The sequence below is a fragment of the Skermanella pratensis genome, assembly GCF_008843145.1.
In the GTDB taxonomy this organism is placed as follows: Bacteria; Pseudomonadota; Alphaproteobacteria; order Azospirillales; family Azospirillaceae; genus Skermanella; species Skermanella pratensis.
Map to the genome: position 1 here is coordinate 5,681,414 of NZ_CP030265.1, position 13,395 is coordinate 5,694,808.

At 68.2% G+C, this 13,395-nt stretch carries 13 protein-coding genes and 2 pseudogenes; 11 read left to right on the plus strand and 4 right to left on the minus strand.

What is annotated here, in order from left to right:
* Nucleotides 1–2 precede the first annotated feature (2 nt).
* Nucleotides 3–560, plus strand: coding sequence for a histidine phosphatase family protein (locus tag DPR14_RS26135; protein WP_158047755.1), 558 nt, complete (start codon nucleotides 3–5; stop codon nucleotides 558–560).
* Between the two features lie 113 nt (nucleotides 561–673).
* A complete protein-coding gene (secB, locus tag DPR14_RS26140; protein ID WP_158047756.1) occupies nucleotides 674–1,141 on the plus strand; it encodes a protein-export chaperone SecB in 468 nt (155 codons plus the stop codon).
* A 238-nt stretch (nucleotides 1,142–1,379) separates the two neighbouring features.
* Here the strand turns inward: secB and rho are convergent, their stop codons facing one another.
* A complete protein-coding gene (gene rho, locus DPR14_RS26145; RefSeq protein WP_158047757.1) occupies nucleotides 1,380–2,636 on the minus strand; it encodes a transcription termination factor Rho in 1,257 nt (418 codons plus the stop codon).
* Between the two features lie 352 nt (nucleotides 2,637–2,988).
* On the opposite strand from rho, the pseudogene DPR14_RS28540 reads away from it, so the two are divergent.
* The 3 genes and pseudogenes from DPR14_RS28540 to DPR14_RS28805 all read left to right on the plus strand — a co-directional run.
* Nucleotides 2,989–3,203 (plus strand): annotated as a pseudogene (locus DPR14_RS28540) (cation-transporting P-type ATPase); the annotation flags it as partial.
* Between the two features lie 6 nt (nucleotides 3,204–3,209).
* Nucleotides 3,210–4,940, plus strand: coding sequence for an HAD-IC family P-type ATPase (locus DPR14_RS26150; protein ID WP_281352662.1), 1,731 nt, complete (start codon nucleotides 3,210–3,212; stop codon nucleotides 4,938–4,940).
* Nucleotides 4,898–5,740 carry an HAD-IC family P-type ATPase gene (locus DPR14_RS28805; protein WP_281352730.1) on the plus strand — a complete coding sequence of 281 codons (843 nt, stop codon included), beginning with the start codon at nucleotides 4,898–4,900 and terminating at the stop codon, nucleotides 5,738–5,740. The genes DPR14_RS26150 and DPR14_RS28805 overlap by 43 nt, the downstream gene beginning before the upstream one ends.
* Before the next feature lie 54 nt (nucleotides 5,741–5,794).
* On the opposite strand, the gene hemJ is transcribed toward DPR14_RS28805, so the two are convergent.
* The 3 genes from hemJ to hemE all read right to left on the minus strand — a co-directional run bounded on the left by hemJ (nucleotide 5,795) and on the right by hemE (nucleotide 8,455).
* The gene (gene hemJ / locus DPR14_RS26155) at nucleotides 5,795–6,223 is read right to left on the minus strand and encodes a protoporphyrinogen oxidase HemJ (RefSeq protein ID WP_158047758.1); all 429 of its coding nucleotides are present in this window, start codon (nucleotides 6,221–6,223) and stop codon (nucleotides 5,795–5,797) included.
* A gap of 10 nt (nucleotides 6,224–6,233) precedes the next feature.
* Nucleotides 6,234–7,337, minus strand: a complete 1,104-nt coding sequence (gene hemH, locus DPR14_RS26160) for a ferrochelatase (protein ID WP_158047759.1) — start codon at nucleotides 7,335–7,337, stop codon at nucleotides 6,234–6,236.
* A 65-nt stretch (nucleotides 7,338–7,402) separates the two neighbouring features.
* Nucleotides 7,403–8,455 (minus strand): uroporphyrinogen decarboxylase, encoded by a 1,053-nt coding sequence (hemE, locus tag DPR14_RS26165; RefSeq protein ID WP_246148623.1) that lies wholly within the window; start codon nucleotides 8,453–8,455, stop codon nucleotides 7,403–7,405.
* 465 nt (nucleotides 8,456–8,920) lie between these two features.
* Between hemE and DPR14_RS26170 the strand changes: the two genes are divergently transcribed.
* The 6 genes and pseudogenes from DPR14_RS26170 to DPR14_RS26195 all read left to right on the plus strand — a co-directional run bounded on the left by DPR14_RS26170 (nucleotide 8,921) and on the right by DPR14_RS26195 (nucleotide 13,296).
* Nucleotides 8,921–9,772 carry a pyruvate, water dikinase regulatory protein gene (locus DPR14_RS26170; protein WP_158048358.1) on the plus strand — a complete coding sequence of 284 codons (852 nt, stop codon included), beginning with the start codon at nucleotides 8,921–8,923 and terminating at the stop codon, nucleotides 9,770–9,772.
* Nucleotides 9,769–10,392, plus strand: a complete 624-nt coding sequence (locus tag DPR14_RS26175) for a Maf family protein (protein WP_158047761.1) — start codon at nucleotides 9,769–9,771, stop codon at nucleotides 10,390–10,392. The genes DPR14_RS26170 and DPR14_RS26175 overlap by 4 nt, the downstream gene beginning before the upstream one ends.
* 16 nt (nucleotides 10,393–10,408) lie before the next feature.
* Nucleotides 10,409–11,247 (plus strand): annotated as a pseudogene (locus DPR14_RS26180) (shikimate dehydrogenase).
* 133 nt (nucleotides 11,248–11,380) lie between these two features.
* Entirely contained in the window at nucleotides 11,381–12,049 is a 669-nt protein-coding gene (gene coaE, locus DPR14_RS26185) for a dephospho-CoA kinase (protein ID WP_158047762.1), read from the plus strand.
* Nucleotides 12,024–12,716: a DNA polymerase III subunit epsilon gene (gene dnaQ / locus DPR14_RS26190; RefSeq protein ID WP_158047763.1), complete on the plus strand. Its 693-nt coding sequence runs from the start codon at nucleotides 12,024–12,026 to the stop codon at nucleotides 12,714–12,716. The genes coaE and dnaQ overlap by 26 nt, the downstream gene beginning before the upstream one ends.
* A gap of 25 nt (nucleotides 12,717–12,741) precedes the next feature.
* Nucleotides 12,742–13,296: a metallophosphoesterase family protein gene (locus DPR14_RS26195; RefSeq protein ID WP_158047764.1), complete on the plus strand. Its 555-nt coding sequence runs from the start codon at nucleotides 12,742–12,744 to the stop codon at nucleotides 13,294–13,296.
* The last annotated feature ends 99 nt before the right edge of the window (nucleotides 13,297–13,395 follow it).

The following is a 13,395-nucleotide window of genomic DNA, read 5'->3' on the forward strand; positions in this document are numbered from 1 at the left end:
TCATGCTTCTGATCCGACATGGACAGTCCGAGTTCAACGCAGCCTTCGCGATCGAACGCGTCGATCCCGGGCTGATCGATCCGGGCCTGACCGAAACCGGCCGCGCCCAGGCGGTGGCCGCCGCGGCCCAGCTGTCCGACCGGGGCCTGAAACGCCTGCTCGCCAGCCCCTATACGCGGGCGCTCCAGACCGCCTCGATCATCGCCGAGGTGCTGGAACTGCCGATCGAGGTCCAGCCCATCCTGGGCGAGCACGCCCATTTCATGTGCGACATCGGGACGCCTCGCTCGGAGCTGGAGAAGCGGTGGCCGTACCTGGCGTTCGACCACGTGCCGGAGATCTGGTGGCCCGACCAGGAGGAGAACGAGGAGGGCGTCATGATGCGCGCGGCCGAGTTCCGCGCCATCGCCGCCGGGATGAAGGACGAGCGGCACGTGGGCGTCGTCAGCCACTGGGGCTTCATCCGCGCGCTGACCGGGGAGGAGGTGACGAACTGCGCCATCGTCGAGTTCAACCCCCGCGGGGCGCCCCGTCCGGGTCTCCCCGGGACCGCGTCCTGACGCCACCCGTTCATTGCCGTGCCCCGTGATTCCGTGCTAGCCACAGCACCAGACGCGCAGAACCGACATAATCCGCGCATGCGCCGAATTCACGCGCTCACCAGGAGATCACCATGACCGACCAGTCCGACGCCGGCCAGAGCCGCCCCACCGCCCTGCCGATCGTCATCAACGCCCAGTACGTCAAGGACTTCTCGTTCGAGAATCCCAACGCCCCTCAGACCCTGCTGCCCGGCCAGCCGGCTCCCCAGGTCTCGGTCGGCGTCGACGTTCGCAGCCAGCAGGTCGGCGAGACGCTTTACGAGGTCGTCCTGGAGATGCGCTGCGAGGCCAAGGTCGGCGAGAATACCGCGTTCCTGGTCGAACTGTCCTATGCCGGCCTGTTCACCCTCCAGGGCCTCGCCGACGAGCATATCCGGCCGGTGCTGCTGATCGAGGGTCCGCGCCTGCTGTTCCCGTTCGCCCGGGCGATCGTCGCCGACGCCACCCGCGACGGCGGCTACCCGCCGCTGATGATCAACCCGATCGACTTCACCGACCTCTACCGCCGCCAGACCGCCCCGCAGCAGACCACGGCCTGACGACCGATACAGCAATCATCCGCGGGCTTGATCCGCGGCTGTCGCCGTTCAACCGGGAGAAGCTTTTCCGGCGGCATTCCCGTTCTCTTGTCGTCATGACCGAATCAAGTCCGGTCATGACGACAAGGGAGTGTTGCTGTGCCGGAAAGCCGTGGATCTCCCTTGGCAAATGAAAAAGGCCTTCGCCTCTCTCCGCAAGGAGGAAGCAAAGGCCTTTTTCATGTCCGCCAGGAGCGGTCTACTGGTTCATCGAGTCGAAGAACTCGGAGTTGCTCTTGGTGTGCTTCAGCTTGTCCAGCAGGAAGTCGACCGAGTCCGTGACGCCCATGGGCATCAGGATGCGGCGCAGGACCCACATCTTGGAGATCGTCGCCTTGTCGACCAGCAACTCTTCCTTGCGCGTGCCCGACTTGGTGATGTCGATCGCCGGGAAGGTGCGCTTGTCGCTGATCTTGCGGTCCAGGATGATCTCGGAATTGCCGGTGCCCTTGAACTCCTCGAAGATCACCTCGTCCATGCGCGACCCGGTATCGATCAGCGCGGTCGCGATGATGGTCAGCGAACCGCCTTCCTCGATGTTGCGGGCGGCGCCGAAGAAGCGCTTCGGCCGCTGCAGGGCGTTGGCGTCGACGCCGCCGGTCAGCACCTTGCCGGAACTGGGGACGACCGTGTTGTAGGCACGCGCCAAGCGGGTGATGCTGTCCAGCAGGATCACCACGTCGCGCTTGTGCTCGACCAGCCGCTTGGCCTTCTCGATCACCATCTCGGCGACCTGGACGTGGCGGGCCGCCGGCTCGTCGAAGGTGGAGCTGACGACCTCGCCGCGCACGCTGCGCGCCATGTCGGTCACTTCCTCCGGCCGTTCGTCGATCAGCAGGACGATCAGGTAGACTTCGGGATGGTTCTGGGCGATGGAGTGGGCGATGTTCTGAAGCATCACCGTCTTGCCGGTGCGCGGCGGCGCCACCACCAGCGCGCGCTGGCCCTTGCCCAGCGGGACGACCAGGTCGATGATCCGGCCGGTGAAGTTCTTCTTGGTCGGATCCTCGATTTCCATGTTCAGCCGCTCTTCCGGGTAGAGCGGGGTCAAGTTGTCGAAGTTGATCCTGTGCCGGACCTTGTCCGGACTGTCGAAATTGATCGTGTTGACCTTGAGCAGCGCGAAATAGCGCTCCCCGTCCTTCGGCGCCCGGATCTGTCCCTCGACGGTGTCGCCGGTGCGCAGGCCGAAGCGCCGCACCTGGCTCGGGCTGACATAGATGTCGTCCGGACCGGGCAGGTAATTGGATTCCGGCGAGCGCAGGAATCCGAAGCCGTCCTGGAGGATCTCCAGCACGCCGTCCCCGAAGATCGGTACCTCGTTGTCGGCGAGCTGCTTCAGGATGGCGAACATCATATCTTGCTTGCGCAAGGTGCTGGCGTTCTCGATCTGTAATTCTTCGGCGAACGCCAGTAACTCGGCAGGCGTCTTACATTTCAACTCTTGGAGGTTCATCGGGAGCCTGTGGGGGACGGAAGCGGCAGTTGAATGCCGGGCGCATTTGCTTGGGCAGCGCGGCAGAGATGAGGCTATCGGCCGTCGGAGCATCCCCGGGCGGGACGCTCGAGAATATAAAAGGATTCTCGGGATTGGGCCTTCTGATAAAGATATGGATATACGAACCGGATTGACAAGTCAAACGAAACCGGAACTGTACCGAAGCTCTATATCCGCGGATAGGCGCCGTCCCGCCGCGACGGCCACTGCGGCGGGTTGTCGCTGAGGTGCCACATGACGCACGATTGCGTTCGTGATCCCGCCTGCTGAAACCAATTCAGGCACAGGGCCAACAATCTTGGAGGACATCATGACCGTCGACACCCGGCCGCGGCCGGCACCGGCTCCTGACGGCACCGGCTCCTCCGACGCGCCGGAAGCCTGGCATGCGGTCGGCGCTCCGGATGCGCTCCGCCGGTTCGGCACGGGCGAACAGGGGCTGAGCGCCGAGGAGGCCGCCGCCCGGCTCGCCAGGATCGGGCCGAACCGGCTGACGCCTCCCCCCGGCGAAGCGCCCTGGTTCGCTTCCTGGTGCAGTTCAACAACGTGCTGATCTATGTGCTGCTGGCGGCGGCGGCCATGAGCGCCGCCCTGGGCGAGCTGGTCGACGCGGCGGTCATCGTCGGCGTGGTGGTGATCAACGCCCTGATCGGCTTCATCCAGGAGGGCAAGGCGGAACAGGCGCTGGACGCCATCCGCGACATGCTGTCGCCGAACGCCGCCGTGATCCGCGACGGCAGGCGCCGGACCATCCCCGCCGAGGAGCTGGTGCCCGGCGACCTGGTCCAGCTCGCCTCGGGCGACAAGGTGCCGGCGGACCTGCGCCTGATCGCCGCCCGCAACCTCCAGATCCAGGAATCGGCGCTGACCGGCGAATCGGTGCCGGTCTCCAAGTCGGTCGATCCGGTGGCCCCGGACGCCGCCCTGGGCGACCGCACCCCGGCGGCCTTCTCCGGGACGCTGGTGACCGTGGGGCAGGGGACCGGGCTGGTGGTCGGCACGGGCGACCGCACCGAGATCGGCCGGATCAGCACCATGATCGCCGGGGTCGAGACCCTGACGACGCCGCTGCTGGCCCAGATGGCCGCGTTCGGCCGGTGGCTCACCGTGGGGATCCTGGCGCTGGCCGCCCTCGCCTTCGCGGTCGGCGTCTGGATCCAGGGCTTCGCCATGGACGACATGTTCATGGCGGCGGTCGGCCTGGCGGTCGCGGCGATCCCGGAAGGGCTCCCGGCGGTCATGACCATCACGCTCGCCATCGGGGTCACCCGCATGGCCCGGCGCAACGCCATCATCCGCCGCCTACCGGCGGTCGAGACGCTGGGGGCGGTCAGCGTCATCTGCTCGGACAAGACCGGAACCCTGACGCGGAACGAGCTGACGGTCCGCCGGATCGTGACGGCCGGCGCCGCCTACGACGTGGACGGCATCGGCTACGAGCCGTCCGGCGGGTTCAGGCCCGACGGCCAGGCGGCGGATCACCGGGCTGACCCGGCCGCCGACCCCGTCCTCGCGGAGATCGCGCGGGCCGTCCTGCTGTGCAACGACGCTTCGGTGTCCGAGCGGGACGGGGAGTGGCACCTTGAAGGCGATCCGACCGACGGCGCTCTCATGACCCTGGCGCTGAAGGCAGGGCTGGACCAGGCCGGGACGAACCGGGACTGGCCCAGGATCGACCTGATCCCGTTCGAATCGGACCACAAGTTCATGGCGACCCTTCACCGCGGCCCCGGCGGCTCCCGGCGAATCTACGTCAAGGGAGCGCCGGAGCGGATCCTCGAGATGGCTTCGGCGGAACGCAGGCCCGACGGCGAGGCGCCGGTCGACGCCGCCGAGTGGCACCGGCGTATCGAGGCCATGGCCGCGCACGGCCAGCGGGTGCTGGGTATCGCCGTCCGGGACGCCGGCGCCGACCAGGGCACGGTGGAGTTCGCCGACGTCACCGGCGGCCTGACCTTGCTGGGGCTGGTCGGGCTGATAGATCCCCCGCGCGAGGAGGCGATCGAGGCGGTCAGGGCCTGCGCCGCCGCCGGCATCCGGGTCAAGATGATCACCGGCGACCATGCGGTGACGGCAGGGGCGATCGGCGCCGCCTTCGGCCTGGGGGAACCCCGGTGCTCACCGGCCGCGACCTCGACCGGCTCGACGGGCGCGGGCTGCTGGAGGCGGCACGGACCACCGACATCTTCGCCCGCACCACGCCCGAGCACAAGCTGCGGCTGGTCGAGGCGCTCCAGGCCGACGGCGCCACCATCGCGATGACCGGGGACGGGGTGAACGACGCGCCGGCGCTGAAACGGGCGGATGTCGGGATCGCCATGGGCAACAAGGGGACGGAGGCCGCGAAGGAGGCGGCCGCCATGGTGCTGGCGGACGACAATTTCGCCTCGATCGCCCGGGCGGTGGCCGAGGGACGGACGGTCTACGACAACCTGCGCAAGACCATCCTGTTCCTGCTGCCGACCAACGCGGCGCAGGCGATGATCATCCTGGCGGCGATCCTGGCCGGGACCATGCTCCCGATCACGCCGGTGCAGATCCTGTGGGTCAACATGATCAGCGCGGTGACCCTGGGCCTCGCGCTGGCCTTCGAGCCGAGCGAGCCCGACATCATGCGCCGGCCGCCGCGCAGCCCGGGCGAAGGCATCCTGACCGGCTACATGATCTGGCGGATCCTGTTCGTCATGGTCCTGCTGGTCATCCCCGCCTTCGGCCTGTTCCTGTGGATGCAATCCTCGGGCGCGCCGCTGGAGCAGGCCCGCACCGTCGCGGTCAACGCGCTGGTGGTCGGCGAGATCTTCTACCTGTGGAACGCCAGGGCCATCATGAACCCGGTGCTGTCCGTGCGGGGCATCCTCGGCAGCCGGCCGGTGCTGATCTCCATCGCGCTGTGCCTGCTGCTCCAGCTCGCCTTCACCTACGTGCCGGTGATGCAGGACCTGTTCGGCACCGCGGCGATCGCCGGCACCGACTGGCTGATCCTCGCCGGATTCGGCCTCGCCACCTTCCTCATCGTCGAGGCGGAGAAGGCTGTGGCGCGGCGGATCATGCGGCGGGGGTGATCACGGTGGCCCCGTGGGTCGAGGACGCTGCTTTGGATACACCGCCGCCCCGTGTCAGAACGGCTTGACGATCACGAAGATGACGATGCCGATCATCAGCAGGGTCGGCACCTCGTTCATGATGCGGAAGAAGCGCTGGGGCCGCTGGTTGCGGTCCTCGGCGAACTTCCGGCGCCAACCCGCCATCATCATGTGGATGGCGGTCAGGCCCACCACGAAGGCCAGCTTGGCGTGGATCCAGCCCATCTCGAACCAGCCCGGGTTCAGGACCAGCAGCCAGATGCCGAACACGTAGGAGGCGATCATCGCCGGGTTCATGATGGCGCGCAGCAGCCTGCGCTCCATCACCTTCAGGGTCTCCGACGTGGCCGACCCGGCGGGGGCCTCGCAGTGGTAAACGAACAGGCGCGGCAGGTAGAGCAGCCCCGCCATCCAAGCGATGATGCTGATGACGTGGAACGCCTTCACCCAATCGTAGAGCAATCCTCGGCCCTCACTCGGCCGCCAGGGGGCGCCTGGCCTGCTGTCCGGCGGGGGAGGACTGGCGGTTGGTCAGCTGGCGGGCCCGCTGCGGGCAGCCCTGGAAGCCGTCCGGGCAGATCCGGCCGCCCGCCTGGGAGCACATCGCCACCTCGCCGGCCAGGGCGCGGCGCACCAGCCCGGCGAGAGCCTGGATGAAGCTGTCCTCGATGCCGACGGTCGGCACCCGGACGAAGTGGGGTACGCCCTTCTCGTGGGCCAGCTCGCGATACTCGACCTCGATCTCGACCAGCGTCTCCGAATGCTCGGACACGAAGGCGATCGGGACCACCACCAGCGGCACCTTGTCGACGCCCGCCCGCTCGATCTCCGAATCGGTCGAGGGGCCGATCCATTCCAGCGGGCCGACGCGGCTCTGGTAGCAGCTCACCCAGTCCAGGCCGGGCATGCCCAGTTCCTGGACGATCGCCTCGGCCGTCCGCTCGCACTGCCACTGGTAGGGGTCGCCGCCCTTGACCACCTTCTTCGGCAGCCCGTGGGACGAGAACAGCACCCGCGGCGTGCCGTGGCCCGCCGCTTCCTCCACCCCGCTCCGGATCAGCCGGGCGGCCGCTTGGATGAAACCGGGCTCGGTCGGGTAGCAGCACACCGTGACCGTCGGCTTGTCGAGGCCGGCCGCCTTGGCGGCCTGGAACCACATCTTCTCCGACGACGCCGTGGTGGTGGTGGAAAACTGGGGATAAAGCGGCAGGAGCACGATCCGGTCGGGGTCGAACCGGCGCACCTGGTCGGCGGTCTCGTCGCTCATGGGATGCCAGTAGCGCATCGCGATGAAGGACTTGACCTCGCCCATGTCGGCCAGCGCCGATTCGATCGCGCGCGCCTGGGCCTGGGTATTCTCCAACAGGGGCGACTTGCCGCCCAGGATCTCGTAGATCTCGCCCGCCGGCTTGGCGCGCCGCTTGGCCAGCAGATGGGCGAGCGGCGTCCGGAACAACCCCGGGATACGGATGATCGCCGGATCGTTGAACAGGTTGAACAGGAACGGTCGGACGGCTTCGGGACTGTCGGGTCCACCCAGGTTGAACAGGACGACAGCGATTTTCTGGTTCGGCATGGTGGTGAAGCTGGTTGCATCCGGTTGATTTGTCCAGTCCTCAATGGGACGGGGCATGATTTCGATCAGCCTTGACTTAGATCGGGCCAGGATTTGACCAATGCGGCAAGCTGTCCGACATGCTCGGGCGGCGTCGTCTGGACCACGCCGTGGCCGAGATTGAACACGAACGGACCGCCGGACAGGCTGCGCAGGATGCCGGTCGCGGACTCGCGCATCGCGTCGCCGCCGGCCACCACCATGATCGGGTCCAGGTTTCCCTGCACCGGCAGCTTCGGCTGGAGCTCGGCCGCGGCCCATTCCGGCGGCACCGTGGTGTCGAGCCCGAGCGCCGTGACACCGGTCGTCTCGGCGTATTCCCGGTACATCGCGCCGGCGCCGCGCGGGAACCCGATCACCGGGACGCCGGGATGCCGGGCGTTCAGCAGCTCGACCAGCCGCCTGGTCGGCTCGATCACCCATTTGCGGAACTCGGGCGCCGGCAGCACGCCGGCCCAGCTGTCGAACACCTGGACCGCCTCGGCCCCGGCCTGGATCTGGGCCGAGAGATAATCCGCCGTCGTCCGCACCAGCAGGTCGATCAGCGCCTGGAAACCCTGCGGATCCCCGTAGGCGAACCGCTTGACGTGGGCGTACTCCTTCGAGCCGCCGCCCTCGACCATGTAGCACGCCACCGTCCAGGGCGATCCCGCGAACCCGATCAGCGCCGTCGTCTCCGGGATCGCGGTCGAGAGCCGCCGCACCGTCTCGTAGACGGGGGCCAGCCGCTCGTGGAAGGCATCGGTCGACAGCCGGTTCAGGCCGGAGGCTTCGCGGATCGGGTCGAGCTGCGGCCCCTCGCCTTCCACATAGTCCAGCTTCTGCCCCAGCGCGTGCGGCACCACCAGGATGTCGGAGAACAGGATCGCGGCGTCCATGCCGTAGCGGCGGAGCGGCTGCAACGTCACCTCGACCGCCAGCTCGGGCGCGAAGCACAGGTCCAGGAAGCTGCCCGCCTGCGCCCGGGTCGCCCGGTATTCCGGAAGATACCGGCCGGCCTGACGCATCAGCCAGAACGGGGGCCTCGCCAGGGTCTCCCCGTTCAAGGCGCGGATGAACAACTTCTGCGAGCTTTCCAAGGTGCGAAATTCCATTCCGAAAGAAGGCGGGGCCGAGGGCTCGGAAAGCCTTATCCCCACTCAGGGCCAAGACCCTCTTCTATCCTGATTCCTTTTATAGAAGAAGGGTGGCTGTGGATGATCCCTGTGGAAACCGGTGATTACATTTCATCCCCACAATGATCCACAGGCTGTGGGAAGGTCACCCGGATTTGTGGACCTCTTCTGGATCGTTTGAGCGATTCCATCGGTAATGCTATAGACTCAACAACTCTGGGAGTCATGGGGATAACAGCCCCGAACGGAGAGCTGTCCGCGACTCTCACGGCGACCCATGTAATTATCCGCAGCGGGGGCAGGTCACCGGCATTCCGGGGCATTACGATCATCAATGGCCCGCCATGACGCGCCACCCCGGAAAAAGGCCGACTTATCCCCGGTAATCATCGAGATATACACAGGCTGACCTTTGGCATGAACTCAAGTCTGAAGCAGTTCCACCTGCATCTGGTGTCCGACGCGACGGGAGAGACGATCAACAGCGTCGCGCGCGCCTGCGTGGCCCAGTTCGACCAGGTCCAGCCGATCGAGCATTTCTGGAACCTGGTCCGGACGACGCGGCAGCTCGAGATGGTCATCGAGGGGATCAAGGATAATCCCGGCCTCGTGATGTTCACCCTGGTCGACGAGAAGCTGCGCCGCCGCCTGCAGGAGACCTGCCGCGAACTCCAGGTGCCCTGCATCCCCGTGCTCGACCCGCTGATCAATGCGCTGGCCGCCTATCTCGGGCTGGAGAGCCAAAGCCAGCCGGGCCGCCAGCACATGCTGGACGCCGAGTATTTCAGCCGGATGGACGCCATGGACTTCGCGCTGGCCCATGACGACGGCCAGAGCACCTGGAACCTGCACGAGGCCGACGTGATCCTGATGGGCGTCTCGCGCACCTCCAAGACGCCGACCTGCATCTACCTGGCCAACCGCGGCATCAAGGCGGCCAACGTGCCCTTCGTGCCGGGCTGCCCGCTGCCGCCCGAGCTGTCGCAGGTCACCCGGCCGCTGATCGTCGGCCTGACCAAGGACCCCGACCGCCTGATCCAGATCCGCAGGAACCGGCTGAGACTGCTGAACCAGGGCGAGGACACCGACTATGTCGATCCGGAGGTGGTCCGCCAGGAGGTCGCCGAGGCGCGCCGGCTCTACAGCCGCCACGGCTGGGCGGTGATCGACGTGACCCGCCGCTCGATCGAGGAGACCGCGGCCGAGATCATGATGCTGCTGGCCCGGCGCCAGACCGGCTCGCCCGCCGCCCGCGCCGCCCTGGAGAGCGAGAAGTCATGACGGAGCAGCCGGTATTCCTTTCGGAAAATCCCGTCATTCTCGCCTCGGCCTCCAAGGCCCGCCGCGCCATGCTGGAGCGGGCCGGGGTCGCCGTCGTCGCCGAGGCCGCCGCGGTGGACGAGGAGGAGATCAAGCACAGCTTCCGCGTCGCCGGCCTGAGCGCCGAGGAGGTCGCGGAGGCCCTGGCCGAGCTGAAGGGCAAGCGCATATCCTCGCGCTACCCCGGCGTCCTGGTGCTGGGGGCGGACCAGATGCTGGAATGCGACGGCGCCTGGTTCGACAAGCCGGCGGACCGGGCGGAGGCCAAGGCCCACCTCCAGGCGCTGCGCGGCCGGCGGCACCGGCTGGTGTCCGGCGTGGTGGCCCTGATGAACGGCCAGCGCCAGTGGCACCATGTGGACGCCGCCACGCTCACCATGCGCGACTTCAGCGACCCGTTCATCGACCGATATCTTGACGCGATGGGCGATGCCGTGCTGACTTCGGTCGGCGCCTATCAGCTGGAGGGGCTGGGAAGCCAGCTCTTCAACCGCATCGAGGGCGACTACTTCACCATCCTCGGCATGCCCCTGCTGCCGGTGCTGGACTATCTGAGACAGAGGCGAATCCTGGCATCATGATCCCGGCGGCCCGATGATCCTGACAGCAAAGGCGGCGGTCGCCGGCGTGATGGGCTGGCCGGTCGGCCATTCCCGGTCGCCCCGGCTCCATGGCTGGTGGCTCGACCGGTACGGCATCGACGGCGCCTACATCCCCCTGGCGGTCCCCCCGGCCGAATCGCCGAGGCGGTCCGGGCCCTCCCGGCCCTGGGCCTGCGCGGCGCCAACGTGACCGTGCCCCACAAGGAGGCTGCCCTGGCCGCCTGCGACCGGGTCGACCCGGTGGCGCGCCGCATCGGCGCCGTGAACACGCTGGTGGTGGGGGAGGACGGCACGATCGAGGGCCGCAACACCGACGGTTTCGGCTTCATGGAGAATCTTCGCGCCGACCGGCCGGACTGGCGGGCCGATGCCGGTCCCGCCGTGGTGCTGGGCGCCGGCGGCGCCGCCCGGGCGATCCTGGTGGCCCTGGCCGACGCGGGCGCCCCGGAGGTCCGCCTGCTGAACCGCACCCGCGACCGCGCCGACATCCTGGCATCCGAGCTGGGCGGCCCGATCCGTGTGCTGCCGTGGCAGGAACGCGCCTTCGCCCTGGACGGGGCCGCCCTGGTCGTCAACACGACCACCCAGGGCATGGGCGGCCAGCCGGCGCTCGACCTCGATCTCGACCGGCTTCCCCCGGCGGCGCTGGTGACCGACATCGTCTATACGCCGCTCCACACCCCGCTCCTGAAGGCGGCGATGGAGCGCGGGAACCCCGTGGTGGACGGGCTGGGCATGCTGCTCCACCAAGCCCGCCCCGGCTTCGAGGCCTGGTTCGGCCGGGTGCCCGAAGTCACGCCGGAGCTGCGCCGGTTCGTGCTGGAAGGCCTCTGATGCCCGGATGCCGGGAGGTCGTACGCCGTAGGTCGGCCTTCGCCGAAAGCGAACGCCGACATTCCCCGGTTGATGCTCCGGCCGACATGTCGGCCTTCGCCCTCCGGGCCAAGGCCGGCCTACGTGAAAAGCCATGATCGTCCTCGGCCTGACCGGCTCGATCGGCATGGGCAAGAGCACGGCGGCCCGGATGCTGAAGCGGCTGGGCGTCCCGGTCCATGATTCCGACGCCACGGTCCACCGCCTCCTCGGCAGGGGCGGTGCCGCCGTGCCCCCGATAGAGCGGCAATTCCCCGGCACGGTGCGGGACGGTGCGGTGGACCGGCAGGCGCTGGGGGCCGTGGTGTTCCGCGACGCGCAGGCGCTGCGCCGGCTGGAGGGGATTCTGCACCCGCTGGTCCAGCGCTCCCAGCGCCGCTTCCTCGGCCTGTGCGCCGCCCGGCGCATCCCCGTGGCGGTGCTGGACATTCCCCTGCTGTTCGAGACCGGCGGCGAGCGGCGGGTCGATGCCGTCGTGTGCGTCACGGCGCCGCCCGCGATCCAGCGCGCCCGCGTGCTGGCCCGGCCCGGCATGACCGTGGAGAAACTGGCCGGAATCCTGAGACGCCAGATGCCCGACCGCGAGAAGCGCAGCCGCGCCGATTTCGTGGTGGAAACCGGCCTCGGCCGAGCCCACTCCTTGCGCGCGCTGGCCGGCATCGTCAGATTGGTCACAGGCCGGAGGTCCCGCGTCTGGCCGCCCCGCAGATACAGCCCCGTCACGGTGAAGCACCCCCATGCGCGAAATCGTCCTCGACACTGAAACGACCGGCTTCGATCCCCTGACCGGGCACCGCATCGTGGAGATCGGCTGCGTCGAGGCGATCAACTTCGTCCCGACCGACAGGCAGCTCCACCTCTACATCAATCCGGAACGCGACATGCCGCCGGAGGCCTTCGCGGTCCACGGCCTGTCGGAGGAGTTCCTGAGGGACAAGCCGGTGTTCGCCGAGATCTGCGGCGAGTTCCTGGACTTCATCGGCGACTCGCGGCTGATCATCCACAACGCCGAATTCGACATGCGGTTCATCAATGCCGAGTTGAAGCGGCTCGGCATGCCGACGCTGCCCATGACCCGCGCCCTCGACACCGTGCAGATGGCGCGCCGCAAGTTTCCCGGCGCTCCCGCCAGCCTGGATGCGCTGTGCCGCCGTTTCAACATCGACAACTCCAACCGAACGCTGCACGGCGCGCTGCTCGACGCCCAGCTCCTGGGCGAGGTTTATCTGGAACTCCAGGGCGGCCGGCAGCCCGACCTCGTGCTCGCCGGCAACCGGCGCGGTGCCGGCGGCGATGAGGATGGCCCGGTCAGGATCGAGCGCGTCCGCCGCGCGCCGCGCGCCCATGCCCCGACCGAGGCCGAGCTGGAAGCCCACGGCGCCCTGCTCAAGCAGCTGAAGAACCCGATGTGGCTGGCCGGCGCGTCCTGACCGGGGACTGGATTTCCGGAACCTCATGACCGTCTTCTTCACCAGTGACAGCCACTTCAACGACCACCGCGTCATCTTCATGTACGGCCGGCCCTTCGACTCCACCGGTCCCATGGACGAGGCCATGGTCGCGCGCTGGAACGAGACGGTCGGCCCTGACGACACGGTCTGGCACCTGGGCGATTTCGCGGTCCGGCTGAACGAGCGCCGGGTCGACGACCTGCTGTTGCGCCTGAACGGCCGCAAGCACCTGATCGCCGGCAACAACGACGGCCCGGCGGTCCTGAGATCCGCCGGCTGGGAGACCGTCTCGGCCTATGCCGAGATCGAGGTGGCCGGCACCCACTTGGTGCTGTGCCACTACGCCTTCCGCACCTGGAACGGCATGCACCGCAAGTCGGTCAACCTGCACGGCCACAGCCACGGCCGGCTGGCGCCCATGCTGCGCCAGTTCGACGTCGGCGTCGATGTCTGGAACCTGACCCCCGCGACCCTCCCGCAGATCCTCGCCAGCCGCCCGGCCCGGCGCGCCCCTACGAAAAAAGGCGCCGTCCAGCGCCCCCTCCCGCTCTCCGAGTGAAAACAATAGACGGGAGCCATCGTAGGTCGGCCTCGGCCGAAGGCCGACGCCGACACCCCGGCCGGAGCTTCGGTGCGGGGTGTCGGCGTTCGCCCTGCG

Excerpts from the sequence above, each read along its gene's own strand:
- coaE (WP_158047762.1), top strand. The coding sequence starts at position 11,381 with ATGATCGTCCTCGGCCTGACCGGCTCGATCGGCATGGGCAAGAGCACG.
- DPR14_RS26175 (WP_158047761.1), top strand. The coding sequence starts at position 9,769 with ATGACGGAGCAGCCGGTATTCCTTTCGGAAAATCCCGTCATTCTCGCC.
- dnaQ (WP_158047763.1), top strand. The coding sequence starts at position 12,024 with ATGCGCGAAATCGTCCTCGACACTGAAACGACCGGCTTCGATCCCCTG.
- hemH (WP_158047759.1), bottom strand. The coding sequence starts at position 7,337 with ATGCCGAACCAGAAAATCGCTGTCGTCCTGTTCAACCTGGGTGGACCC.
- rho (WP_158047757.1), bottom strand. The coding sequence starts at position 2,636 with ATGAACCTCCAAGAGTTGAAATGTAAGACGCCTGCCGAGTTACTGGCG.
- DPR14_RS26135 (WP_158047755.1), top strand. The coding sequence starts at position 3 with ATGCTTCTGATCCGACATGGACAGTCCGAGTTCAACGCAGCCTTCGCG.
- DPR14_RS26195 (WP_158047764.1), top strand. The coding sequence starts at position 12,742 with ATGACCGTCTTCTTCACCAGTGACAGCCACTTCAACGACCACCGCGTC.
- secB (WP_158047756.1), top strand. The coding sequence starts at position 674 with ATGACCGACCAGTCCGACGCCGGCCAGAGCCGCCCCACCGCCCTGCCG.